This window comes from Variovorax sp. AC194 (assembly GCF_979257995.1).
In genome coordinates, this window is sequence record NZ_OZ409823.1 from 5488091 (window position 1) to 5511310 (window position 23220).

The 23220-nt window shown below is 69.3% G+C and carries 22 protein-coding genes; 9 read left to right on the top strand and 13 right to left on the bottom strand.

Going from position 1 to position 23220, the window contains the following annotated elements; translation table 11 throughout:
* Window positions 1-27: 27 nt before the first annotated feature.
* Together ACZYRS_RS26045 and ACZYRS_RS26050 are read left to right on the top strand one after the other, a co-directional pair.
* On the top strand, window positions 28-957 hold the full coding sequence (locus ACZYRS_RS26045) for a LysR substrate-binding domain-containing protein (protein WP_463421542.1): 930 nt from the start codon (window positions 28-30) through the stop codon (window positions 955-957).
* Complete coding sequence (locus tag ACZYRS_RS26050; RefSeq protein ID WP_463421543.1) at window positions 954-1961, top strand: Bug family tripartite tricarboxylate transporter substrate binding protein; 1008 nt, start codon at window positions 954-956, stop codon at window positions 1959-1961. The genes ACZYRS_RS26045 and ACZYRS_RS26050 overlap by 4 nt, the downstream gene beginning before the upstream one ends.
* A 3-nt stretch (window positions 1962-1964) precedes the next feature.
* Here ACZYRS_RS26050 and ACZYRS_RS26055 read toward each other — a convergent pair whose 3' ends face one another.
* Entirely contained in the window at window positions 1965-2528 is a 564-nt protein-coding gene (locus ACZYRS_RS26055) for a putative glycolipid-binding domain-containing protein (RefSeq protein ID WP_463421544.1), read from the bottom strand.
* Window positions 2529-2589: 61 nt separating this feature from the next.
* Between ACZYRS_RS26055 and ACZYRS_RS26060 the strand changes: the two genes are divergently transcribed.
* The 3 genes from ACZYRS_RS26060 to ACZYRS_RS26070 all read left to right on the top strand — a co-directional run bounded on the left by ACZYRS_RS26060 (window position 2590) and on the right by ACZYRS_RS26070 (window position 5205).
* A complete protein-coding gene (locus ACZYRS_RS26060; RefSeq protein WP_463421545.1) occupies window positions 2590-3207 on the top strand; it encodes a YiiX family permuted papain-like enzyme in 618 nt (205 codons plus the stop codon).
* A 107-nt stretch (window positions 3208-3314) separates the two neighbouring features.
* On the top strand, window positions 3315-4508 hold the full coding sequence (locus ACZYRS_RS26065) for a Y-family DNA polymerase (protein WP_463422537.1): 1194 nt from the start codon (window positions 3315-3317) through the stop codon (window positions 4506-4508).
* 7 nt (window positions 4509-4515) lie between these two features.
* Window positions 4516-5205: a TIGR02117 family protein gene (locus ACZYRS_RS26070; RefSeq protein ID WP_463421546.1), complete on the top strand. Its 690-nt coding sequence runs from the start codon at window positions 4516-4518 to the stop codon at window positions 5203-5205.
* 6 nt (window positions 5206-5211) lie between these two features.
* Here the strand turns inward: ACZYRS_RS26070 and ACZYRS_RS26075 are convergent, their stop codons facing one another.
* On the bottom strand, window positions 5212-6273 hold the full coding sequence (locus ACZYRS_RS26075) for a purine-nucleoside phosphorylase (RefSeq protein WP_463421547.1): 1062 nt from the start codon (window positions 6271-6273) through the stop codon (window positions 5212-5214).
* A 111-nt stretch (window positions 6274-6384) separates the two neighbouring features.
* Between ACZYRS_RS26075 and ACZYRS_RS26080 the strand changes: the two genes are divergently transcribed.
* Complete coding sequence (locus ACZYRS_RS26080; protein ID WP_463421548.1) at window positions 6385-7626, top strand: DNA topoisomerase IB; 1242 nt, start codon at window positions 6385-6387, stop codon at window positions 7624-7626.
* Here the strand turns inward: ACZYRS_RS26080 and ACZYRS_RS26085 are convergent.
* The 5 genes from ACZYRS_RS26085 to ACZYRS_RS26105 all read right to left on the bottom strand — a co-directional run bounded on the left by ACZYRS_RS26085 (window position 7572) and on the right by ACZYRS_RS26105 (window position 13620).
* Entirely contained in the window at window positions 7572-8261 is a 690-nt protein-coding gene (locus tag ACZYRS_RS26085) for a hypothetical protein (protein ID WP_463421549.1), read from the bottom strand. The genes ACZYRS_RS26080 and ACZYRS_RS26085 overlap by 55 nt on opposite strands.
* Window positions 8262-8440: 179 nt before the next feature.
* Complete coding sequence (locus ACZYRS_RS26090; protein ID WP_042578428.1) at window positions 8441-8620, bottom strand: DUF3606 domain-containing protein; 180 nt, start codon at window positions 8618-8620, stop codon at window positions 8441-8443.
* A 133-nt stretch (window positions 8621-8753) separates the two neighbouring features.
* Entirely contained in the window at window positions 8754-10259 is a 1506-nt protein-coding gene (locus tag ACZYRS_RS26095; RefSeq protein ID WP_463421550.1) for a class I adenylate-forming enzyme family protein, read from the bottom strand.
* 3 nt (window positions 10260-10262) lie between these two features.
* A complete protein-coding gene (locus ACZYRS_RS26100) occupies window positions 10263-11258 on the bottom strand; it encodes a Bug family tripartite tricarboxylate transporter substrate binding protein (RefSeq protein WP_463421551.1) in 996 nt (331 codons plus the stop codon).
* A gap of 43 nt (window positions 11259-11301) precedes the next feature.
* The gene (locus ACZYRS_RS26105; protein WP_463421552.1) at window positions 11302-13620 is read right to left on the bottom strand and encodes an acyl-CoA dehydrogenase; all 2319 of its coding nucleotides are present in this window, start codon (window positions 13618-13620) and stop codon (window positions 11302-11304) included.
* 106 nt (window positions 13621-13726) lie between these two features.
* On the opposite strand from ACZYRS_RS26105, the gene ACZYRS_RS26110 reads away from it, so the two are divergent.
* Genes ACZYRS_RS26110 through ACZYRS_RS26120 form a run of 3 tightly spaced genes read left to right on the top strand, consistent with a single transcriptional unit; the run spans window position 13727 to window position 17065 of the window.
* Window positions 13727-14512 (top strand): citryl-CoA lyase, encoded by a 786-nt coding sequence (locus ACZYRS_RS26110; RefSeq protein ID WP_463421553.1) that lies wholly within the window; start codon window positions 13727-13729, stop codon window positions 14510-14512.
* A 14-nt stretch (window positions 14513-14526) separates the two neighbouring features.
* On the top strand, window positions 14527-15690 hold the full coding sequence (locus ACZYRS_RS26115; protein WP_463421554.1) for an acyl-CoA dehydrogenase family protein: 1164 nt from the start codon (window positions 14527-14529) through the stop codon (window positions 15688-15690).
* 13 nt (window positions 15691-15703) lie between these two features.
* Window positions 15704-17065, top strand: coding sequence for an MmgE/PrpD family protein (locus ACZYRS_RS26120; protein ID WP_463421555.1), 1362 nt, complete (start codon window positions 15704-15706; stop codon window positions 17063-17065).
* A 6-nt stretch (window positions 17066-17071) separates the two neighbouring features.
* Here ACZYRS_RS26120 and ACZYRS_RS26125 read toward each other — a convergent pair whose 3' ends face one another.
* From ACZYRS_RS26125 to ACZYRS_RS26150, 6 genes are all read right to left on the bottom strand, one after another.
* Complete coding sequence (locus tag ACZYRS_RS26125) at window positions 17072-17779, bottom strand: arylmalonate decarboxylase (RefSeq protein ID WP_463421556.1); 708 nt, start codon at window positions 17777-17779, stop codon at window positions 17072-17074.
* A gap of 298 nt (window positions 17780-18077) precedes the next feature.
* Window positions 18078-19082 (bottom strand): Bug family tripartite tricarboxylate transporter substrate binding protein, encoded by a 1005-nt coding sequence (locus tag ACZYRS_RS26130; protein WP_463421557.1) that lies wholly within the window; start codon window positions 19080-19082, stop codon window positions 18078-18080.
* 33 nt (window positions 19083-19115) lie between these two features.
* Entirely contained in the window at window positions 19116-20270 is a 1155-nt protein-coding gene (locus tag ACZYRS_RS26135; RefSeq protein ID WP_463421558.1) for a mandelate racemase/muconate lactonizing enzyme family protein, read from the bottom strand.
* 101 nt (window positions 20271-20371) lie between these two features.
* Window positions 20372-21259 carry a LysR family transcriptional regulator gene (locus ACZYRS_RS26140; RefSeq protein ID WP_463421559.1) on the bottom strand — a complete coding sequence of 296 codons (888 nt, stop codon included), beginning with the start codon at window positions 21257-21259 and terminating at the stop codon, window positions 20372-20374.
* A gap of 14 nt (window positions 21260-21273) precedes the next feature.
* Entirely contained in the window at window positions 21274-22164 is an 891-nt protein-coding gene (locus ACZYRS_RS26145; protein ID WP_463421560.1) for a LysR family transcriptional regulator, read from the bottom strand.
* Window positions 22165-22251: 87 nt separating this feature from the next.
* Window positions 22252-23157 carry an SDR family NAD(P)-dependent oxidoreductase gene (locus tag ACZYRS_RS26150; protein WP_463421561.1) on the bottom strand — a complete coding sequence of 302 codons (906 nt, stop codon included), beginning with the start codon at window positions 23155-23157 and terminating at the stop codon, window positions 22252-22254.
* Window positions 23158-23220 lie beyond the last annotated feature (63 nt).

Here is a 23220-nt window from a genome sequence, read left to right on the forward strand (position 1 = left end):
AAAATATGGAGTCAACGTGGAGCTAGCGTGGAGATAAGACCGCTGCGGTACTTCGTGGCCGTCGCCGAGACCGGCCACATGACGCGCGCCGCAGAGCAACTGGGCATCCAGCAGCCGCCGCTGAGCCAGACGATCAAGGCGCTCGAACGCGAGCTGGGCGTGCTGCTGTTCCGCCGCCATCCGCGCGGCGTGGCGCTCACCGATGCGGGGCGCCTGTTCCAGGTCGAGGCGCTGCGCATGCTGCAGGACATGGAGGCCATGAAGCAGCGCATGGCGCGCGTGGCCAACGGCGAGGTCGGCACGCTGGCGGTCGGCTTCACCAGCTCGGCCGCGGCGCACCGCTTCGTGCCCGAGGCGCTGCGCGCCTTTCGCCGCGAGCACCCCGGCGTGGAGCTGCAACTGCGCGAGAACAACGCGGCCGAGCTGACCGAGGCGCTGGCCGCCGGCCGCCTGCACTGCGGCCTGTTGCGCGTGCCGGTGGCGCGACCCGAGGGCCTGCTGTTCGAGACGCTGCTGCGCGAGCCGGTGCTGGTCGCGATGCCGAGCGACCACCCCTTTGCCCTCGCGCGAAAGAACAGGGAAAAGGCCTCGCGCCCGCTGCCGCTCGCGCGGCTGTGCGAGGAAGGCATCATCCTCGTGCGCCGTCCGGGCGCGCCGGGCCTCTATGCCGAGCTGCTGGCGCTGTGCCACGCCAAGGGCCTGCGCCCGCGCGTGGTGGCCGAGGTGGACCGCATGATGACCAACCTGAATCTCGTGGCCGCGGGCGTCGGCCTGTCGGTGGTGCCGGCCTCGATGACCGGCGTGCACGCGCATGCCATCGCCTACGCGCGCCTGGCCGACGGCGGCCAGCTCGACGCACCGCTCACGCTGGTGTCGCGCGTGGAAGAAGACAACTTGCCCGCGCAGCACTTCGCCGCGCTGCTGCGCAGGCACGCGAGCGAGAACCCGGGGTCATGAGCAACGTCTGGCTGCGCCGTCGCCATTTCGTGCGCAGCACCGGCGCCCTGCTGGCCGCTGCGTGCGCCATGCCGCAATGGCTGCGCGCCGCCACGACGTCATCGCCCTGGCCGAACCGGCCCGTGCGCCTGATCGTGGTCTATCCGCCGGGCGGCGTCAGCGACGGCATGGCGCGCGTGCTGGCCGATCCGCTCTCGCAGGCGCTGGGCGTGCCGGTGCTCATCGAGAACCGCGCGGGCGCGGGCGGCAGCATCGGCATGGATGCGCTCGCGCGCGCCGCGCCCGACGGCTGCACCCTCGCCTTCTCGGCGATCAGCCCGCTCACGCTGCACCCGCTGATCGCGCGCGTGCCCTACGACCCGCTGCGCGCCTTCGCGCCGGTGGCCAGCGTGATGCGCACGCCGGTGCTGGTGGTCGGCACGCCGGCCTTCATGGGCCACGGCTTCGCCGACCTGATCGCGCGCGCGCGCAGCCAGCCCGGCGCGGTGCGCTGGGCCACCTCGGGCGTGGCCACCATCGGGCACCTGGTGCTCGCGCAGGTGCGCATGCAAAGCCGCACCGACATCACCCACATCCCCTACGCGGGCGGCGGCCCGCAGCTCAACGATGCGCTGAGCGGGCAGTTCGAGGTGCTGTCGACCAATGTCGCCGCGCAGCAGCTGCAGTACATCGAGGGCGGACGGTTCCAGGCGCTGGCGGTGGGCGCGCCCGCGCGCATCGAGGCGCTGCCCGCGGTGCCGACGCTCGCGGAGCTGGGGTACGAGCGCGCGAACCGCGATTCGCTCTTCGGAATCTTCGCGCCGGCGCGCACGCCTGCGGCGGTGGTGCAGCGGCTGAATGCGGAGATCAATCGCGTGCTGCGCAGCGATGCGGTGAGGGCGCGACTGCGAGGGGCGTACAACCTGCCGGCCGGGGGAAGCATCGAGGACTTCGCGCATGAGATCGCGGTGGATCGGCGGCGCAATCGGGCGTTGGTGGCGGGGGACAGGTCGCAGTTCGACTAGGGACTAGCTTTCAGCGACCCAAAGCCGCGGATAGTCACTCACGAAACCGTCCCCGGTCACACCGAGCACCGCCTCATAGTCGAAGCGCTTCGCCACATACGCGTACTCGCTCTCGCTGCGCCGCTCGTAGCTTTGCATCAGCTCGCTGAGCACGCCGCCGCCATCGAGATCGACCCATGCAGCCGGCGCATCGGCCGACTCTCCCACCGAGAGATTGAGCCGCCGAAGTTGCAGCAGGTTGGTAGCGGGCGTGAATCCCAGGTCCAGGTCCACGCAGTGCGACAGGTCGGGCACGGCCTCGTCGTTGAGCTTCCAGTGGCCATGCGCATCGCGCGCGATCGACAGCTCCACGGCCGCGTCGCCGAGCCAGCCGCGCACCATGCCCCACTGCGTGTGCCAGTGCAGGTCGCAGCGCACGCGGTAGTGCAGCTGGGCGATGCGGCCATCCTCCTGGCGGAACACCGCGGCGCCGTCGAGCTGCCAGGCCGAGGCATTGCGCTCGAGCCGGCAGGCGTCGTGGCCCGGGGCGTCGAGCTTGCGCCAGAGAATGGAGGCGACGGTTTGCATGGCGCGGATGATGGCACCGGCATGCGGCGCTGCGCAAGCGGCATCGCGCAAAATGCCCCGCATGGTGAAAGCCCTTTCCACAGCGTTTCTTGTTCTTCTGCCCATTCTTTTGGCGGGTGGCGCCGCGCAAGCAGCCGCGCTGAAGGACGGCGACATCGTCTTCCACACCTCCCGCTCGGCCCAGAGCGTGGCCGTGCAGCGCGCCACGGACTCGCGCTACAGCCACATGGGCATCGTGCTGCTGCGGGACGGCAAGCCCTTCGTGTTCGAGGCCGTCTCGACCGTGCGCTACACGCCGCTCGCGCAATGGGCGGCGCGCGGCAACGGCGGGCACTACGTGGCCAAGCGCCTGCGCGATGCCGACACGCTGCTGACACCCGCCGCCGTGGCCCGCCTGCACGCGCGCACCTCGGACTTCGCGGGCCGGCCCTACGACCTGACCTTCGAATGGTCGGACGGGCGCATCTACTGCTCCGAACTCGTGTGGAAGCTCTACCAGCGCGCGCTGGGCGTGCGCATCGGCGAGCTGCAGAAAATCCGCGAATTCAACCTCGCCGACCCGGCCGTGCGCGCCAAGATGCGCGAGCGCTACGGCGACAGGGTGCCGATGGACGAGCCGGTGATCTCACCCGTGGCAATGTTCGATTCGCCGTTGCTCGTGACCGTCGAAACACGCTGACCTCCGCGGCCCTCGGCGGGCGAAACTCCTCCGGCCGCGAGACAATCGTTTCCGTGAGTTCCCCGCACCCCTCCAAAGGCCCGATCCGGCGCATCGCCCACCTCGACATGGACGCCTTCTACGCGTCGGTCGAGCTGTTGCGCTATCCGCAGCTCAAGGGCCTGCCCATGGTGATCGGCGGCGGGCGGCGCAGCGTCGACGAGGCGATCCGCAACCTGCCCGAGGGCGGCACGCTGGCCGACATTCCGGTGGATGCCTTTCCGCGGCTGAAGGACTATGCGGGCCGCGGTGTGATCACCACCGCCACCTACCCCGCGCGGCAGTTCGGCATCGGCTCGGCCATGGGGCTCATGAAGGCGGCCAAGCTGTGCCCGCAGGCGCTGATCCTGCCGGTCGATTTCGACGAATACCGTCGCTTCTCGCGCGCCTTCAAGCAGGTGATCCTGGACATCGCGCCGCTCATGGAAGACCGCGGCGTGGACGAGGTGTACATCGACTTCACCGACGTGCCCGGCGGCCAGCGCGACGGCGGGCGCTCTCTGGCGCGGCTGATCCAGAAATCGATCCTCGACGCCACGGGCCTGACCTGCTCGATCGGCGTGGCGCCCAACAAGCTCATCGCCAAGATGGCGAGCGAATTCAACAAGCCCAACGGCATCTCGGTGGTCTACGAAGGTGACCTGGAGAGCCGCATCTGGCCCCTGCCCTGCCGCAAGGTGAACGGCATCGGGCCCAAGGCCGACGAGAAGCTGAAGCGCTTCGGCATCGAGACCGTCGGCCAGCTCGCGGCGCGCGAGCGCGACTGGCTCGTGCAGAACTTCGGCAAGGCCACCGGCGCATGGATGCACGAGGTGGCCTGGGGCCGCGACGACCGGCCGGTGGTGACCGAGAGCGAGCCCGTCTCGATGAGCCGCGAGACCACGTTCGACCGCGACCTGCACGCGGTGCGCGACCGCGCCGAGCTGGGCGCGATCTTCACGCACCTGTGCGAGAAGGTCGCCGAAGACCTGCAGCGCAAGGGCTATGTGGGCAAGACCATCGGCATCAAGCTGCGCTACGACGATTTCAAGATCGCCACGCGCGACCAGACCATCGACCGCTTCACCGCCGACGGCAAGACCATCCGGCAGGTCGGCGGGCAGTGCCTGAAGCGCGTGCCGCTGGAGCGGCCGCTGCGCCTCCTGGGCGTGCGCGTGGGGGCGCTGGCGAAGGCCGGCAGCCCCGAGGCGCTGGCACCGGCCGCTGCGGGCACGTCGCGCGCCTCGGCGGAACCCGCCTCGACCACGGCATCGCTCTTCTGAAACCATGATGACGATCAAACGCTGGCTCCTGCGCCTCGCCTTCACGCTGCTGGGGTTCGTGCTGGCGGTGGGGCTCTATGTGCTGGTGGCCTGTGCGCTGGTGCTCTGGCCGGCCAACGCGAAGCCGAAGCCGCCCGCCGAAGCCCCGGCCTTGCAAGCCTGGGTGCTGAGCAACGGCGTGCACACCGATCTCGTCTTTCCGGCCCGCTCGGCCACGGTCGACTGGCATCGGCTCTTTCCGCTCGCCGACTTCAAGGCCGTGCCGCCCGATGCCGAGTTCATCGCCATCGGCTGGGGCGACCGCGAGTTCTACCTGCACACGCCCACCTGGGCCGACCTGACGGCCTCGCGCGCGTTCGGCGCGCTCGCGGGCGGCAACCGGGCGTTGATGCATGTGACGTACCTGCAGCGGGGCCAGATGCGGCGCGGCGCCTACAAGCTGCCGCTCTCGCAGGCGCAGTACGCGCAGCTCGTGGACTACGTGCGCGACTCGCTGCCTTCAGGCCGCGCGATGCCGATCGCGAGCGCGCACTACGACAACCAGGACGCCTTCTACGAAGCCGAAGGCGGCTACAACCTCTTCGAGACCTGCAACACCTGGACCGGCCGCGGCCTGCGCAGCGCGGGCGTCACGGTGAGCCGCTGGACGCCCTTCGACTTCAACGTGACCTGGCACCTTCAGCCCACGCAACCCTGAGGCCGCTCAAGGCTTCGGCACGCCCGCCTGCCACTGCGGCCAGTTCTTCACGATGTGATCGACCACGCGCGTGCCGACCAGCGCGATGTTCTCCACCGTCTCGGCAAAGCCGCCCGCCGTCTCGCCCGGCGCGGGGTCCAGGTGCTGCAACGTGCTTTCCTTGGGGTTGCCCTGGTCGAAGTTGACCGCGCCGCGCAGGCTCATCACGCGGTCGGTGCCGTGGGTGCGCTTGATCACGAGGGTGATGGCGGCGGCCTCCATTTCGGTGATGACGTAGTCGTCGGCGCCGTAGAGCTTGGCGATGTACTGCGCCTGCCTGGACATGCCCGGGCCGTGGAAGAAGGTGTCGCCGGTCATGTGGGTGCCGGTGCCGACGAAGGGCGCGCGCCGCGCCGCGGCGTCGGGGTAGCGCAGGCGGTACTTGCGGGCGGCGTCCGAATCCTTCAACGGCGTGTCGGCCGAAAGCTTCATGGCCCAGCCGACGAGGTCGGGGTTGAGCTTGAAGCGGCGGTAGTCCTCGTAGCCCTTGCGCGGCATGAAGGTGGGCTCGCCCGCCTTGTTTTCTTCGGGTGCCCAGCGGTGGCCGAGGTCGTAGTCCACGAGCCAGGTGGCCCAGCTCACCTCGCCGATGGTTCCGCGCGAAGGGGGCGTGCCGGCCACGCCGGAGATCACGTAATACGCCTGCGAGAAATCGAACTGCGGGTTCAGCAGGATCGCCTGCATCGACGACGACGAGTTGACCTTGCCCATGCCGAGCACCGCGCCGCAGACGCCGTCGGCGTTGCAGTACACGGGCTGCAGCGCGCCGGGCACGGCCATGGGCCTGGCGCCCTTCCAGTAGCGCTCGTACCAATGCTGGAACTCGCCGGCGCGGTCGCCGGTGTTCTGCCCGATCTCGAACATGGCGGCGACGAACACCTTGACCTTGACCTTGACGGGCGCGACCGATGCAGCCGGCGCAGTTGGCGCAGTTGGTGCAGGCGAGGTGGAGGCACAGGCCGTGGCGAGCAGCGCCGCGGCGCACAGCGCCGACCAGCGGGCGCAGAGGGAGGTCCAACGAGGAAGCATGATTTTTGCGGGCGGAGATAAGTGGAAGAGAGGCACCAACAGCTTGCGGCGTCCTACACCGGGCGATTGTCGATGCTGGCACAAGCGGATGCATCTCCAGACGCAAACCTCATGCCGGCCTCCACCTCGCCCACCTCCAAGCCGATCGTCAAAACGCCTGCCAAGGCGCCCTCCAAGCCCACGCCCATCGCGAACGGCCTGGTCTACGTCACCCCCGACATGCCCGGCATCCAGCGCCTGAAGCACGGCGAGCGCTTTCGCTACCGCGACGCCAAGGGCCGGTGGCTGCGCGACGTGGACGAGATCTCCCGCATCCGCATGCTGGCCATTCCGCCGGCCTACACGCAGGTGTGGATCTGCCCCCTGCCCAACGGCCACCTGCAGGCCACCGGCATCGACGCGCGCGGCCGCAAGCAATACCGCTACCACGCCGACTGGCGCGTGATGAAGGACGAGACCAAGTTCGAGCGGCTCGAAGCCTTCGCGCTCGCGCTGCCGCGCATCCGCGCCCGCGTCGCGCGCGACCTGCAGCCGGTGAAAGGCCAGAAGGTGCCCGGGCGCAGCCAGGTGCTCGCCGCGCTCGTGCGCCTTTTGGACACCACGCTGCTGCGCGTGGGCAACGAGGAGTACGCGAGCACCAACGGCTCCTTCGGTCTCACCACGCTGCGCAACCGGCACGCGGCCGTGCAGGGCACGGCGCTGCGGCTGCACTTCAAGGGCAAGAGCGGCGTGATGCACGAGGCCAAGCTCGAAGACCCGCGCGTGGCGAAGGTGGTGCGCCAGTGCCAGCAGCTGCCGGGGCAGGCGCTCTTCCAGTACGCGGACGAAGACGGCGAGCTGCGCGGCGTCTCGTCCACCGACGTCAATGACTACATCGCCGAGGCCGCAGGAATTGCCGAAGCCTCGCAGGGCGACCGCTTCACCGCCAAGGACTTCCGCACCTGGCACGGCACGGTGCAGGCGCTGGAGCTCACGCGCCTGGCCTGCGAGCCGGGCCGCGTCGCCGCGGACGGCAGCCGCTACAGCGCGAAGGACATCCTCGCGGCGGTGGCCAAGCAGCTGGGCAACACGCCGGCGGTCTGCAAGAAAGCCTATGTGCACCCGGCCGTGCTGGCGCTGGGCAGTGCGCTCGCGAACGACGACGAGGACGCGGCGACCGCGCTGTTCGAGAAGATCGCCGGCCGCGCCACGGCCCGGCCTTCGCGCGGTCTGTATGCGGCGGAGCGGCGGCTGCTGGCGTTCTTGCGGACGCACCGGCAGGCGCAAGCGCGCGAACGCCGCACCGGCAAGCGCAAGCCTCAGCCGGTCGCGAGCGAGAAACGCACGCTCTCGCCGTCCACCGCGATGGCGTAGCCCATGTCCTCGGCGAGGTTCTGCAGCGCGATCGCGTCGATGGCCAGCGCGCGCGGCGCGCGGTGCGCATCGAGCACGGGGTTCACGGCGCCGGCTTCGCGCGGCAAGGCGATGAAGCGCAGCCCGTCGGGGCCGTCGGCCTCGACCCGGATCGCGCCGGCCTCGGCCGCGCCGTCGTGCAGGTAGCCCAGGGCGCCCAGGAAAAGGTAGCGCAGCGCGGCGGCCGCGGGCCGGCGCGGCTCGCCGTCTTTCGCGTCCGGCGGCGCATCGAGCGAGGGATCTGCATCGAGCATCACGCCATGCAGGTCGAAGGCCGAGCGCATCAGGTTCACGCACTGCGCCACCAGTGCGCTGCGGGTGATGCCGTCGTCGGTGGTGGCCAGTTCCCAGTCGCGCAGCGACCGGATGGCTTGCACCAGTTCCGACACCTGGTTGTCGATGAGGGCCACGCGCTCTTCGCAGGCGGCGGGATCGATGGGGGTGGCGGCCACCTGGCGCTTGAGCATCAGGAGCGCCATGCGCACCACCGAGACGGGCGCTGCCATGTCGTGGCGCAGAGCGGGCAAGGCGCGGGTGAGCAGTTCGTGGCGCACGCCGGCAGCGATCCAGCTGCGCGCTCCGGGCGATGATTTCATTGCGCTGCAGCCCAGGTCGGGGTGCGGCCCGTGCGGCGGGGGGCAACTGGGGACACGGTCACGGGAAATTTCCTGATACGGGGGAGAAGGCAACAAGTATCGTGCCCGCCTCCCCGGCCAGGTGTAGGAGCGTGCCTACGCCCTCGATGCCTCCGTCCAGGAACCCAAGGCCCGAGGGCTCAGGGTTTCCCGAGGTAGGTGCGGATGTCCTTCACCTCGACGCCGGCGGCGGCGACGGCCGAGCGCAACTGCGCTTCGGTCACACCCAGCGTCTGCGTCCAGTAGCGGACCTCGTGGGATTCATTGACGTTGATGCGGGCTGCATCCTGCGGTCCGCGCTTGCTCAGGTCATCGGCCATGGTGTGGATTTCCTTGTTGAAGGCCACCACGATGCGGCGTGCGCGGGCGATGCGCTGGCGGACGGCAGCGCACCCGCGTGCAGGATAAGTCCGAGGAACGGGTTAGAGGCCGGGCTGGCGATGCCCCGCGGATTCAGGACGAGGACGCACGGGCCCGCGCCTGCAGTTCCCGCTTGAGCAGCTTGCCGTTGGCGGTGGTGGGCATCGCGTCGATCACCTCGATGCGCGCCGGTCGCTTGTAGGGCGAGAGGTGCTCGGCCAGGTGCGCGCGCAGCGCGGCCTCGTCGAGCGATGCGCCGGGTTTCAGCTCGGCGAAGGCGACGATCTGCTCGTTGCCATCGGCCTCCGACACGCCGACCACGGCGCACAGGTGCACGCCCTCGAAGCGGCCGATCACCGCCTCGATTTCCGCCGGGTACACGTTGAAGCCCGAGCGGATGATCATTTCCTTCAGCCGCCCCACCACGAAGAGTGCGCCGTCTTCGCCGAAGCGCCCGAGGTCACCGGTCGCGTACCAGCCGCCGGGGCGCAGCACCTGCGCGGTGGCGGCCGCGTCGCGGAAGTAGCCGAGCATCAGGCCGGGGCCGCGCAGCCAGATCTCGCCGGTGTCACCCGCCGGCACATCCTGGCCGTCGATGCCCACGATGCGCGCTTCGCCGCCCTCGACCGCATGGCCGGCAGCGGTGTCGTCGCGCGGCGCCTCGGTGCGTGTGAGAAACACCGAGCCCGCGTACTCCGAGAGGCCGTAGCCGTAGTGCAGCGGCTGGCCGAACAGGCGCTCCACGCGCTGCTTGAGCCCGAGGTCGAGCGGTGCGGAGCCGGTGTACACATAGCGCAGCCGCGGAAAGCGCGGCGCCGCGCGCTCGGCCTCGATGTGAGCGAGCAGCCGCGCATACATCGTCGGCGGCCCGAGCAGGTTCGACACCTCCTCGTTCGCCAGCGCCTGCAGCATGTCGGCCGGCGAGAAGCTGCCGCGCAGCACCAGCGACGCGCCGCCCGTGAGCGCGGCCATCAGCACCGTGCCGATGCCGAAGATGTGCGTCATCGGCAGGAACGCGTAGACGCGGTCGCGCGCGTCGAGCGAACGCACGGCCGCCGACACACGCCCGAAATGCAGCAGGCCGCGGTGCGACACCATCACGCCCTTGGGCGTGCCCGAAGTGCCCGACGTGAAGATGATCGCGGCCGTATCGGCGAGTGCCGCATCGGGCTCGGGCCGTGCCTCGGCGCGCGTGGCCGCGTACAGCACGCCCGGCATCCTGGCCGTCGTGGCATGGGTGCGCTCCGCATGCAGCCGCGCGGCCACCGATGCGCCGGTCGTGAAGCAACACAGGCGCGCATCCGCACGCTCGACGATCGCCGCGATCTCGCCCGGCGACATGCGCGCATTCACGCCGCACGACCACGCGCCGACGCGGCTGCACGCCATCAGCAGCGCGATGTGCGCGGCGCAGTTCTCGGCGACCAGCACCACGCGGTCGGACGGGCGCACGCCGGCGTCCAGCAGGTCTTGCGCGGCCGTGTCGGCCATCGCCTGCAGCGCCGCATAGGTGGTGGTGCCGCCTGGTTCGAAAAGAAAGACGGCTTCCGGCGTGCGGAGGGCGCGCTCATGCAGCAGGTCGTGGATGCGGTGCTGCATCGGCTATTCCGCCTCGATGCCCTTGGACGCCGTGGCCCAGAGCTTGCGGTCCGACTGCCCCTTGGTCGCGAGCACCTCGGCCCCGCCCGACCACACGTCGTAGCCTTGCTCCCGCAGCCGATTCGCGATGTCTTCGCGCGCGAGCATCCTGTGCGCGGCGGCGTTGATGCGCGCGACCAGCGCCGGGTCCATGCGCGCCGGCCCGTAGAGGCCGAACCAGCCGCCCACGTCGTAGTCGGCCACGCCCGATTCGATCATCGTCGGCACGTCCGGCAGCATGCGGTTGCGCTGGCGCGAAGTGACCGCCAGCGCCCGCAGCCGCCCCGACTGGATGAAGGGCCGAGAGGTCGCGATGATGTCGAACATCATCGGCACTGTGCCCGCCATCACGTCGGCGAGCGCGGGTGCGCTGCCCTTGTAGGGCACGTGCGTGAGCTGCACGCCGGCCATCTTCTCCAGCAGCGCGCCGCTCAGGTGGTTGGAGGCACCCACGCCCGCCGAGCCGTAGAAGAGCTTGCCCGGCTTGGCCTTCGCATAGGCAAGCAGCTCGGCCACGTTGCGCACCGGCAGGTCCTTGTTGACCACGAGCACGTTGGTGTAGTCCACCAGCGGCGCGAGTGGCGTCAAATCCTTCATCGGGTCGAACGGCATGCTGCGCTGCACGTTCGGGTTGATGGTGATGGTCGGGCTCGCGCCGAAGAACAGCATCGCGCCGTCGGGCGGCGCCTTGGCGACCGCGTTGCCGCCGAGCGAGCCGGCGGCGCCGGGGCGGTTGTCCACGATCACCTGCGTGCCGAGTTCCTGGCCCAGCGCCGGTGCGAGCAGGCGCGCGGCGCCATCGACCGGCCCGCCGGCCGAATAGCCGACGACGAGCTTGATGAGCGATGGCTGCGGCTGCTGTGCCTGTTGCGCAAAGACGCGCGCGGGCAGCATGGACAGCAATGCGCTGCCCGCCAGCGCGGCCACGGCGTGGCGCCGGGAGAGGTCGAGGGATTGCATGAGCGTTGTCTCCTGTTGTTTATTTCTTCGGCGCTCGCACCGCTCAGGCCGGCAGGTCCAGGACCTGCCGCGCGAGGATGTTGCGCTGGATCTCGTTGGTGCCGCCGTAGATCATTGCGGCCGTCGCGCCGATGAGCGGCGAGAGCACGTTGAAGGTCTGCCCGTCGAGCACCTGGTCGCCCGCGACCGCGCCCTGCTCTTCGCCGGCCTCGACCAGCAAGGCGCCGATGCGGTGGTAGGTCTCGCTCGCCCAGATCTTCAGGAGCGACACCGACGCGGGCAGCGGCTTGCCGGCGCGCACGATGTTCGCGAAGCTCGTGTAGGCGGCCGTGAGGTCGGCCACGTCGAGCCTGAGCGCCGCGAAACGCTGCGCGAACACCGGGTCCGCGAAGAGACGCCGCGCCTCCGCAAGCCGCGCGAGCTGGCCGAGCGCGTACTGCGACTGCTTGGGGCTGCCGAGAAAGATGCGCTCGAAACCCAGCAGCGCCTTCGCGATCGTCCAGCCGCCATGCAGCTGGCCCACGAGGTTCTCCGCCGGCACGCGCACGTTGTCGAAGAACACCTCGCAGAACTCCGGCTCGCCCGCCAGCGTGTGGATCGGCCGCAGCGTGATGCCCGGCGTGCGCAGGTCGCACAGGAGGAAGCTGATGCCCTCTTGCTTCCTGGCCGCCTTGTCGGTGCGCACGAGCATGAAGATGTGGTTGGCGTCCTGCGCGAGCGTGGTCCAGATCTTCTGGCCGTTGACGATGAAATGCGCGCCCTCCGCATCGCGTCCCGCGATCGCCTCGGTGCGCAAGCCCGCAAGGTCGGAGCCGGCATTGGGCTCCGAATAGCCCTGGCACCAGACATGCTCGCCGCTCAGGATGCGCGGCAGAAAGCGCTGCTGCTGCGCGGGCGTGCCGTGCTGGATAAGCAGCGGCCCGATCATCACGATGCCCTGGTCGGGCGCGCGCGCCACGCCGTATTGCTCCAGCTCCTCGATCCACGCGATGAGCTTGTCGGCCGGCAGGCCCATGCCGCCGTGCGCCTCGGGCCACGCCGGGGCGATCCAGCCTTGCGCGGAGAGCGTGAAGTACCACTCGCGCATCTCGCTCCATCGCGCGCGGTGCGAGAGATAGCGCAGCTGCTGCGGATAGCTCTGCTGCAAGAAGCCGCGCACCATGCGGCGGAATTCGGCCTCGGGCATCGCGGACCAGTCGGCGGTGCGAGGGAACTCGCCGGTCCATGCGATGGTGGCTGTCGTTGCTTCGCTCTCGCCTGCGAGCAGGCCATGCCGATGCTGGTGCGCGGTGACATTGCCCAGCCACGCCGAGAGGCACAGCACGCGCTTGTAGAACAGGCTCAGGTCGCACTCCTGCGTGTAGCCGATGGCGCCATGCAACTGCACCGACGTGCGCGAAGCCTGCAGCGCGGCGGCAGTGCAGCGCGCGTTGGCGCGGCTCGCCTCGGCTTCGAGCCGGTCCACCGGCAGCCCGGTGTTCGCCAGCGCCAGCACCTCGTTCAGCGTGGCCTGCGCCACTTCGAGGTGGATGAACATGTCGACGCAGCGGTGCTGCAGGGCCTGGAAGCTGCCGATGGGCTTGCCGAACTGCGAGCGCGTGCGCAGGTAGGCGAGCGTCTGCGCGAGCATCGCCTGCCCCGCGCCGAGCAGCTCGGCCGCCTGCAGGGTCTGGCCGGCCGCGAGCGCGTGGCGCAGTGCCTCTTGCGCGGCGGGGCCTTCGGCCAGCACCGCATCGGACGGCAGCGCGACCTCTTCGAAGCGCAGGCTCGACGCCTGTCCGCCATCGACCAGCGGCGCCACGGTTTCGCTCACGCCTTCGGTGCCGCGCGGCACCCAGAGGATGACCGCATCGTCTTCGCCGCGCGCCGACACCAGCCAGCCGCTGGCGGCGGCGCCGGGCAGCACCATGAGCTTTTCGCCCTGCAGCAGCACGCTGCCGGCGCGCCTTTCGCAACCGCACGCGAGTGGCACCGCACTCAGGTCGCCCGCGCTCTCCTGCCATGCCAGCGCGGGCAGGCTGCGGCCTGCAACTAGGTCTGAGAGCAATGCACGGGCGGCGGGCGTGTCCAGCCGCGCGAGCAGCAGCGCGCTGAGACCGGCCACGGCCAGCAGCGGCTCGGGCGCCGCATGCTCGCCGGCGGCGCGCAGGATTTCCGCCGCGCCGTCCAGTTCCAGTCCCAGGCCGCCCACGGATTCGGGGGCGAGCATGCCCGTCCAGCCCAGCGCCGCGATCGCGCTCCAGCCCTGCGCTTCGCCGGCGTCGGGCTGCGCCATCAGCGCGCGCCGTCTTTGCGTGGCGCGGCTGCGCACGAAGTAGTCGAGCGCCGCTTCGCGCATCGCCGAGAGTGATTCGAAGTCCATGGCCGCAGCGTGGCAGAAGAGGCTCCCGGAGGGCATTTGCATTTGCCGAAGGGAGGGTTTCGCAATCACGGAGCCACCTCGCGCGAGACGGGACTAGATTCGGCGCATGACCACCAAGATCAAGAAATCCCTGCACACCGAGCTGGGCCACAGCACCCCCGACAGGATCACCGTGCGCGGGCGCGACCTGCCCTCTGAAATCCTCGGCCACCTGAACCTGGGCGACATGGCCTTCCTGGAGCTCACGGGGCGCATTCCGACGCCGCAGGAGTCCGTCACCTTCAACGCCATCGTCGTCACGCTGGTCGAGCACGGCGTGACGCCGAGCGCGCTGGCCGCACGCCTCACTTATGCGGGCGCCCCCGAAGCGCTGCAGGCCGCGGTCGCCGCGGGCCTCTGCGGGCTGGGCAGCGTGTTCGTCGGCAGCACCGAAGGCGCCGCGAAGATGCTGTACGAAGCCATCCCCTTCGGCGAGAAACCGACCCGGCCGCTCGCCGAAATGGCGAAAGACATCGTGGCCGATTTCCGCGCCCGCAAGCAGATCGTGCCGGGCCTGGGCCATCCGCTGCACAAGCCCATCGACCCCCGCACGCCACGGCTGTTCCAGATCGCAACGGAGAACGGCCTCTCGACCCACTACGTCGCGCTGATGCAGGCGGTGCAGGCAGAGGCCGAGCGCGTCTCGGGCAAGTCGCTGCCGATCAATGCCACGGGTGCCGTCGGCGCGATCGCGGCGGAGTTCGGATTTCCCTGGAAGATCATCCGCGGCCTCGGCGTGATGGCGCGCGCCATTGGTCTCGTAGGCCACATCCTGGAGGAGATCGACGACCCGATGGCCATCGAGATCTGGCAGCGCGTGGAGAAGGAAGCCGGCGGCCCCCGCCAGGACTGAAAAAGCAACGACCGATGAACAACGCCAACGACAAGAACTACCCCGACATCCGCGATGCGGTGCGCGACCTGTGCGCGCAGTTCCCCAACGAATACTTCCGCAAGATCGACGAGGCGCGCGGCTACCCCGCCGAATTCGTCGATGCGCTCACCCAGGCCGGCTGGATGGCCGCGCTGATTCCACAGGAATACGGCGGCTCGGGCCTCGGCCTCACCGAAGCCTCGGTGATCATGGAAGAAATCAACCGCTGCGGCGGCAACTCCGGCGCCTGCCACGGCCAGATGTACAACATGGGCACGCTGCTGCGCCATGGCAGCGAGGCGCAGAAGCGCGACTACCTGCCGCGCATCGCGACAGGCGAGCTGCGCCTGCAGTCGATGGGCGTGACCGAGCCCAGCACCGGCACCGACACAACCAAGATCAAGACCACCGCGGTGAAGAAGGGCGACCGCTACGTCATCAACGGGCAGAAGGTGTGGATCTCGCGCATCCAGCACTCGGACCTGATGATCCTTCTGGCGCGCACCACGCCGCTCGCGGATGTGAAGAAGAAATCCGAGGGCATGTCGATCTTCATCGTCGACCTGCGCGAAGCCATCGGCAAGGGCATGACGGTGCGGCCGATCCTCAACATGGTCAACCACGAGACCAACGAGCTCTTCTTCGAGAACCTGGAGATCCCGGCCGAGAACCTCATCGGCGTGGAAGGCCAGGGCTTCAAGTACATCCTGGACGGCCTCAACGCCGAGCGCACGCTGATCGCGGCCGAATGCATCGGCGACGGCTACTGGTTCATCGACAAGGTGACGGCGTACACGAAGGAGCGCGTCGTCTTCGGCCGCCCTATCGGCCAGAACCAGGGCGTGCAATTCCCGATTGCCGAAGCGTTCATCGAGATCGAAGCCGCGAACCTCATGCGCTACGAAGCATGCCGCCTGTTCGATGCGCACGAGCCCTGCGGCGCGCAGGCCAACATGGCGAAGTACCTCGCGGCCAAGGCGAGCTGGGAAGCGGCCAATGCGTGCCTGCAATTCCACGGCGGCTTCGGCTTCGCTTGCGAATACGACATCGAACGCAAGTTCCGCGAGACGCGGCTGTACCAGGTGGCGCCGATCTCGACCAACCTCATCCTGAGCTACGTCGCCGAACACATGCTCGGCCTCCCGCGCTCGTTCTGAAGGGACCACACCCGTGACCGACTCGAACCACCCCAGCAAGGTGCTCGCCACCTTCGCCGCCGAACTGAAGTTCGCGGACATTCCCGCGCCCGTGTTGCGCCGTACCGAAGACCTGATGCTCGACTGGCTCGGCTCGGTGCTCGCGGCCCGCACCGCGCGGCCGATACGCAGCATCGAGCGCTTCGCGCAGACGATGGGACCCGCCGATGGACCGAGCGAAATACTGACGTCGCGCCGCACCAGCTCGCCGGTGTTCGCCGCGCTCGTCAACGCAGCGGCCTCGCACTTCGTGGAGCAGGACGACGTGCACAACGGCTCGGTGTTCCACCCCGCGGCCGTGGTCATCGCGCCTGCGCTCGCGGTGGCGCAGAGCATCGGCGCGAGCGGTGCGCAACTGCTGACTGCCGTCGTCGCGGGCTACGAAGTCGGCATCCGCGTCGGCGAATTTCTCGGGCGCTCGCACTACAAGATCTTCCACACCACGGCGACGGCCGGCACCATCGCCGCCGCCGCGGCAGTGGGTCGCCTGCTCGACCTCACGCCGCAGCAGATGCTGCATGCCTTCGGCTCGGCCGGAACGCAATCGGGTGGCGTCTGGGAGTTCCTGCGCGACGCGGCCGATTCCAAGCAACTGCACTGCGCGCATGCGGCGGCGAGCGGCTTGATGTCGGCGTACCTCGCGCAGGATGGCTTCACCGGCGCCGCGAGGATCCTCGAAGGCGTGCAGGGCCTGGGCGCCGGCATGTCGAGCGATGCCGATCCGGCGAAGCTCACGGACGGCCTCGGCACCCGCTGGGCGCTCGCCGAGACCTCGTTCAAGTACCACGCCTCCTGCCGCCACACGCACCCTGCGGCCGATGCGCTGCTGCAGGTCATGACGCAGAACAAGCTCAAGCACGGCGACGTGACGCACGTCACCACGCATGTGCACCAGGGCGCCATCGACGTGCTGGGCCGCGTGACCGTGCCCGCGACAGTGCACCAGGGCAAGTTCTCGATGGGCACGGTGCTCGGCCTGATCGCGGTGCACGGCCGCGCGGGCCTGGGCGAATTCGACCGCGACTTTCTCGCGCCCGAAGTCGCGGGCTTTCGCGACAAGGTGGCGATGCAGCTGGACACCGAAGTCGACACCGCCTACCCCGCGCGCTGGATCGGTAAGGTCAGCGTGGAAACCGCCGATGGCCGCACGCTGCAAGGCCGCGTGGACGAGCCCAAGGGGGATCCGGGCAACAGCCTGAGCCGCGCGGAAATCGAGGACAAGATGCAGCGCCTCGCGCACTACGGCGAAGGCGCCACGGCCGACGAGGCGAAGGCGATGTGCCAGCGCATCTGGCAACTGGCCGACGCGCCCAAGGTCGGCCGCCTGCTCGGCTGAACGGGTTCAGGCGAACAGGCGCCCGTGGCCGGGCGAGCGCGCATCGAGCCCGGCCTTGCGCACGAGGTCCCAGAAACCCGCGGGCGAGCTGGAGACCACGGGCACCTTCAGCAGCGTCTCGACCTCCCGCACCGCATCGAGCGTGACGAGGCCGCCGCAGGAAATCAGGATGCCGTCCGCGCCCGGCTGCGCCTCGAACACCTTGCGGCTCAGGTCCACCAGCACTTGGGTCGGCACGGTGCCGACCTCCTGCACATCGGAGATCGACAGGCCTTCGAGGGCCAGCGGCTCGAAGTCGTTCTGCTCCAGGTAGCGCCGCAAATGCACATTGACCTCGTCGATGTACGCCGTGGCCACCGCCACGCGCCGAACGTTCAGGCTGCGCAGCCCGGCGACGATGGCGTTGCTCATGGTGGTGCAGGGAAGCCCCGTGGCGCGCGCCATCTCCACTTCGAGTTGCCGGTTGAACGCGACGCCGCGAAAGAAGCTCAGCGATGTGCCCATGAGCGACACGGCGCTCACGCCATCGGCCTTCAGTTCGAGCGCCTTTCCGATCACCGAATCGATGACCTCGGTGTAGCCGCGTGTGGAGATTTCTCCGAGGCCTAGGCCCCGTGCGGTGAAGCGGATGCGGTTGCCGTATAGAAGCGGGCCGTCAACGGGCACCGCGCCGGCTGCGGGCGGGACGATCAGGCCGAGATGCGGTTGCGTCAATTCAGTGCCTCCACTTTGGCGTTGTGTTCAGGGCGAGTGCACAGGCCACCGGGTACTCCCCTCCGCGAATGTCCCCCGGCTTCGCCTCCTCCTTGATTTCGCTGCGGGGAGCACCCGATGCCCTGCGCACAGGGGCACGCTGCTGGTGTGCGGCCGATCAACGACCGCTGCGCATGACGAGCACGCCGATGGGGTGCCTTGCGCAGCGAAATCAAGGAGGAGGCCGCAGGCCGGGGGACATTCGCGGAGCAAGGTACCCCGTCGGCGGGATCGTGCCCTGAACGCAGCGACGCCACGACTAACTCCCCTCCGCAACGATGCGCTGCTCGGTGATGATGCGTTTCCACCGCACCGTTTCATCGGCCATGTCCTTGCCCAGCTGCGCTGGCGTCGAATAGGCCCGCAGCGTGCCCTGCGCAGCCGCCGCGGCGCCAGCCTCCGGCGTATCGAGCACCGTCTTCACCGCGGCCGAGAGCTTGTCGACGATGTCGTTCGGCGTGCCCGCCGGCGCGAGCACGAAGATGCGCGGCGCCACATCGAAGCCCGGCAGCGCATCGGCCAACGGCGCGACGCTCTCCGCGCCTTCGAGCTTCGCGTTGTTCATCAACGCCACCGCGCGCAGCTTGCCGGCCTTGGCCTGCGCCATCGCGGCCGTCGCGCTGACCACGCCGATGGGCACCTGCCCGCCAATCACATCAGGCACGATCTGCGCGGCACCCCGGTACGGCACATGCACCACGAAGCTTCCGGTGGACTGCTTGAGCATCTCGAAGCCCAGGTGCTGCACCGTGCCCACGCCGGATGTGGCGAAAGAGAAGCGCCCCGGATTCGCCTTGAGCTGCGCGACCAGTTCGGCCGGCGTCTTCGCGGGAAAGTCGTTGCCCGTGACGATCATCAACGGCGAGATGAACGCGCCCGCCACCGGCTTGAAGCTGGTGAGCGGATCGATCGCGATCTTGGGTTGCAGCAGCTTGGCGATGAGCAACGCGCTGTCGCCCATCATCAGCGTGTAGCCGTCGGGCGCGGCCTTGGCAACGAGGTCGGCGGCGATGAGGCCGGTGGCGCCGGTGCGGTTCTCCACCAGCACCTGCTGGCCCAGCACCGTGGACAGGCGCGTGCCCAGCAGGCGCGCGACCGCATCGACGCCGCCGCCGGCCGAGTAACCGACGATGAGGCGGATGGGTTTGTCGGGGTACTTCTGCGCCCAGGCCGCGGGCACGGCGAGCGCGCCCGCAAGGCCCAGGGCCATCGCCGCGCGCAGCGCATGCCGGCGCGCGGGGCGAATCGCTTGTCTGGTGTTCATCGTGTCTCCGTTGTTCTTTGAATCACTGCCAGCTCAGGCCTTGCCCTTGCCGTGCGAGGTCGGCAGCTTCGCGAGTTCGCGCACGCGATCCGCATTCGGCGCGAAGCCCAGGCCCGGCGTCTCGGGCAGCGTGAGCCAGCCCTGGTCGGGCACGGGCAGGCCGTCGAAGATCTGCGCGAGCATCTTCACCGCCACGTAGTGGTACTCGACCAGCCCGCCGTTCGACACGCCCGCATGCAGGTGCATGTTGTGGAAGGGCCAGGCGCCGCCGTTGTCGATGGGCACGTTGAAGGCCTGCGCCATGCCCGCGATCTTCAGGCACTGCGAGTAGCCGCCCGAGATGGTCACGTTGGGCTGCAGCACGTCGGCCGCCTGGTTCACCAGCAGGTCGCGAAAGCGGAAGGCCAGGCCCTCGTTCTGGCCGCAGGCGAGCGGAATGCTGGTGCGCGCGCGCAGCTGGGCCATCTGGCGCACGTCGTTCTGCGTGAGCGGCTCCTCGAAGAAGCTGATGCCGTAAGGCTCGATGCGGCGCGCGAGCTCGGTGGCGTGGAAGAGGTCCAGGCCGCAGTTGGCATCGACGTACAGCTTCACGTCGGGGCCGACGGCCTCGCGCACGGCCGCCACGCGGCGCACGTCTTCGGCGATGACTTCGTCGATGGGCCTCGGCTCGTCGCGGCGCGCGAGCGCGTGGCCGCCGACGGTCATCTTCAGGCGCTGGAAGCCCTGCGACACCCAGAGCTTCGCGGCGGCGGCGAGCTGGTCGCGCTCGAAGAAGCCGAAGCCGAAGGTCGCGTACACCGGCACCTTGGCGCGCGCGCCGCCCAAGAGGCGCCACAGCGGCTGGCCGAGCGCCTTGGCCTTGAGGTCCCACAGCGCGATGTCGAGCGCGGCGATGGCGTGGCTCGCGTAGCCGGTCTGGCCGCGCGGCGAGAGCAGCCAGTAGAGCTTGTCCCAGAGGCGCTCGGTGGCCATCGGGTCTTCGCCGATCAGCGCGGGGCCGGCCACCTCGCGCACGGCGGCGGCGATGATCTCTTCCTCGGCGATGGCGGTCATGCCGTGGCCGACGAGGCCGGCGTCGGTCTCGATCTCGGTGAGGCAGAGCGACAGCGAGGTCTGCTTGTCGAGGCCCAGCACATCGATGGTGACGGGAATGTTCAGCGGCGTGGCGCTGACGCGAACGATCTTCAAGTTTGTCTCCTTGGGTGTGCACGCATCTTTGCGCGCGGTCCACCGGAGAACAATTCGTTTTTGGCGACTTCGAGCCTTCGCGCGGCGCGAAGGCTCATGGCTCAATCAGGCTGGCCGAGATGGGCCAGCACGGAGCGCGCGGCCACGGTCAGCTCCTGTTGCCTTCGCACGCACAGGAGGTGCCGGCGCATGGCCCAGGGCGCATCGAGCTTCAGGCAGCGCAGCTTCAGGATCTGCAGCTGCGACAGCACCGCGGCATAGGGCAGCACGCCGATGCCCACGCCCTGCTCCACCATGCGGCAGACCATGTCGAAGCTGCCCACCTGCATGCGCACCTTCAGCGGCACCTGCGCCTCGAGCGCGGCGCTCAGCAGCACGCGGTGCAACGCCGTGCCTTCGCGCACCACGATATGGTCGTGGCGCAAGACCTCGTCCACGCCGATACGCTTGCGGCGACCCAGGGGATGGTCGCGCGCGACGATCACGGCCAGTTCGTCCGTGCGGTAAGGCAGGCATTCGAGGGTCTCGGCGGGCGTGTTGCCCTCGATCACGCCGATGTCGGCCAGCCCCGCCTGCACCGCCTTCACCACCTCGGTGCTGGCGCGCTCCTGCAGGTCGATCTTGAGCACCGGGTGCAGCCGCAGGAACGAGCCGATCTGCGCCGGCAGGAACTGCGCGATGGTCGACGCGTTGGCCGTGATGCTGACCACGCCCGCCACGCCGTTCTGGAAGTCGTCGAGCTCGGCGCCGAGCCGGTCCATGGCCGAGAGCACGGCGCGCGCATGCAGCAGCAGCCCGTGGCCCGCCGAGGTGAGCGTGACGCCGCGCGCATGCCGCACCAGCAGCGGCAGCCGCGCGCGGGCCTCGAGGTCGGAGATGCGCTTGCTCGCCGCCGCGAGCGCGATGTGGCAGCGCTTGGCGCCTTCGCTGATGCTGCCGTGGTCGGCGATGGCCACGAAGAGGCGCAGCGATTTCGGGTCGGCCGACATGCGAAGGTGCGCGCTCAGGGCGCGACGAGGTGATCGAACAATTCGCGTGCCGACGCGGGCAACTGCTCGCGGTTGCGCGCGATGAGCTTGAGCTCGCGCTCGGCCCATGCATCGCTGAGCGCCACGGTCGCGATCCGCATCGCCATCGACAGGCGCTGCGCCGACGAGGCCGGCAGCACGCCGACGCCCACGCCCGCCTCGATCATCAGACAGATCGCCTCGAAGCTGCTGACCTGGATGCGCGGATTGAAACCGCGCCCCGCCAGCTCCGCGCGCCGCTGGAGAAAGCGATGGATCGCGCTGCCGTGGTGCAGGCCCACGTGCTGCTCGTCGAGCGTGTCGGCAAAGGCCACCGACGGCGCGCCGGCCAGGTGATGCGTCTTGGGCACCACCAGCACGAGCTGGTTGCTGCCGAAGGCGCGTGCATCGAAATCGCCGGTGTGCACGTCGCCCGCGAGGATGCCGATGTCGGCCTCGCCGTCGGCCACCGCGCGCACGATTTCTTCGCTCAGGTATTCGCGCAGATCGACCTGCACGGCCGGGTGCTGCGTGAGAAAGCCCGCGAGCTTCTGCGGCAGGTATTCGGTGATCGAGGTGGTGTTGGCGAACACGCGGACATGGCCCTTGATGCCCTTGCCGAAGTCCTGCATGTCGCAGCGCAGGTGCTCCATCTGCTGCATCACGCGCTTGGCGTGATACAGCACCGCCTGCCCCGCGGCCGTGAGGCTCACGCCCTGCGCGCTGCGGTGCAGCAGCTTGCCGCCCACGGCCTCCTCCATCTGCTTGATGCGGGTGGAGGCGGCCGCCAGCGAGATGCAGGCCTTCTCGGCGCCGCGGGTGAGGCTGCGCGCATCCGCCACGTAGACGAACAGTTTCAGGTCGAACAGGTCGAAATGCAGGTTCACCGGGCGGGCAAGAAGGAAGCGGGAAGAAGGTGCATTGTCCGGCCAACGGCGCCGCCCGCACCCGCTTGCGGGTTTGTCCTCATGCTCTCAAACCGGGTCCCAGCTGAACACGTCGGCCGAGCGGTCCAGCGGGTAGAAGCTCGCGCGCATCGCGGGCATGGCGTGCTCGGCGATGCTCTGCGGCGTCCAGCCCTCGGAGCGATGCACCGAGCGCACCGGCCGCGGCTGGCTGATGAGCGAGATCTCGTTGTTGCGCACCGAGAAGATCTGCCCGTTCACCGCGCTGGCCGCATCGCTCGCAAGGTACACCGCGAGCGGCGCGACCTTGGCCGGCGTCATCTGCTTGATCTTGTCGACGCGGGCGCGCTGCTCGTCGGTGTCGGTGGGAATCGCGCCGATCATGCGGCTCCACGCGAAGGGCGCGATGCAGTTGGAGCGCACGTTGAACTTCAGCATGTCCAGCGCGATGGATTTCGACAGCGCCACGATGCCCAGCTTGGCGGCCGCGTAGTTGGCCTGCCCGAAGTTGCCGATGAGGCCCGAGGTCGAGGTCATGTGCACCATCGCGCCGGCGTTCTGTTCCTTGAAGTGCGTGGCGGCCGCGCGGCTCACGTAGTAAGCGCCGTAGAGGTGCACCTTGAGCACCGCGTCCCATTCGTCCACCGACATCTTGTGAAAGAACCGGTCGCGCAGGATGCCCGCGTTGTTGACCACCGCGTCGATGCGGCCGAAGTGCTCGACCGCGCATTCGACGATGCGCGCGGCGCTCGCGGCATCGGCCACGCTGTCGGTGTTGGGCTCGGCCTGGCCGCCCGCGGCGCGGATTTCATCGACGACCTGCTGCGCGGGGCCTGCACTTCCGCCCACGCCATCGAGCGCCGCGCCGATGTCGTTGACCACCACCTTCGCGCCGTTCTTTGCCATGGCCAGCGCGATGTCGCGCCCGATGCCGCCGCCCGCGCCGGTGACGACGACCACTTTTCCTTCAACCATGTTTGTCTCTGCTCCGGATGTTCGTTCGACCGCGGGTTCGCGGGCTCGACCCAGAATGCCACA

Coding starts and splice junctions, on each gene's coding strand:
- ACZYRS_RS26050 (WP_463421543.1), top strand. CDS start 954: ATGAGCAACGTCTGGCTGCGCCGTCGCCATTTCGTGCGCAGCACCGGC.
- ACZYRS_RS26055 (WP_463421544.1), bottom strand. CDS start 2,528: ATGCAAACCGTCGCCTCCATTCTCTGGCGCAAGCTCGACGCCCCGGGC.
- ACZYRS_RS26060 (WP_463421545.1), top strand. CDS start 2,590: ATGGTGAAAGCCCTTTCCACAGCGTTTCTTGTTCTTCTGCCCATTCTT.
- ACZYRS_RS26065 (WP_463422537.1), top strand. CDS start 3,315: ATGGACGCCTTCTACGCGTCGGTCGAGCTGTTGCGCTATCCGCAGCTC.
- ACZYRS_RS26070 (WP_463421546.1), top strand. CDS start 4,516: ATGACGATCAAACGCTGGCTCCTGCGCCTCGCCTTCACGCTGCTGGGG.
- ACZYRS_RS26075 (WP_463421547.1), bottom strand. CDS start 6,273: ATGCTTCCTCGTTGGACCTCCCTCTGCGCCCGCTGGTCGGCGCTGTGC.
- ACZYRS_RS26080 (WP_463421548.1), top strand. CDS start 6,385: ATGCCGGCCTCCACCTCGCCCACCTCCAAGCCGATCGTCAAAACGCCT.
- ACZYRS_RS26085 (WP_463421549.1), bottom strand. CDS start 8,261: ATGAAATCATCGCCCGGAGCGCGCAGCTGGATCGCTGCCGGCGTGCGC.
- ACZYRS_RS26090 (WP_042578428.1), bottom strand. CDS start 8,620: ATGGCCGATGACCTGAGCAAGCGCGGACCGCAGGATGCAGCCCGCATC.
- ACZYRS_RS26095 (WP_463421550.1), bottom strand. CDS start 10,259: ATGCAGCACCGCATCCACGACCTGCTGCATGAGCGCGCCCTCCGCACG.
- ACZYRS_RS26100 (WP_463421551.1), bottom strand. CDS start 11,258: ATGCAATCCCTCGACCTCTCCCGGCGCCACGCCGTGGCCGCGCTGGCG.
- ACZYRS_RS26105 (WP_463421552.1), bottom strand. CDS start 13,620: ATGGACTTCGAATCACTCTCGGCGATGCGCGAAGCGGCGCTCGACTAC.
- ACZYRS_RS26110 (WP_463421553.1), top strand. CDS start 13,727: ATGACCACCAAGATCAAGAAATCCCTGCACACCGAGCTGGGCCACAGC.
- ACZYRS_RS26115 (WP_463421554.1), top strand. CDS start 14,527: ATGAACAACGCCAACGACAAGAACTACCCCGACATCCGCGATGCGGTG.
- ACZYRS_RS26130 (WP_463421557.1), bottom strand. CDS start 19,082: ATGAACACCAGACAAGCGATTCGCCCCGCGCGCCGGCATGCGCTGCGC.
- ACZYRS_RS26140 (WP_463421559.1), bottom strand. CDS start 21,259: ATGTCGGCCGACCCGAAATCGCTGCGCCTCTTCGTGGCCATCGCCGAC.
- ACZYRS_RS26150 (WP_463421561.1), bottom strand. CDS start 23,157: ATGGTTGAAGGAAAAGTGGTCGTCGTCACCGGCGCGGGCGGCGGCATC.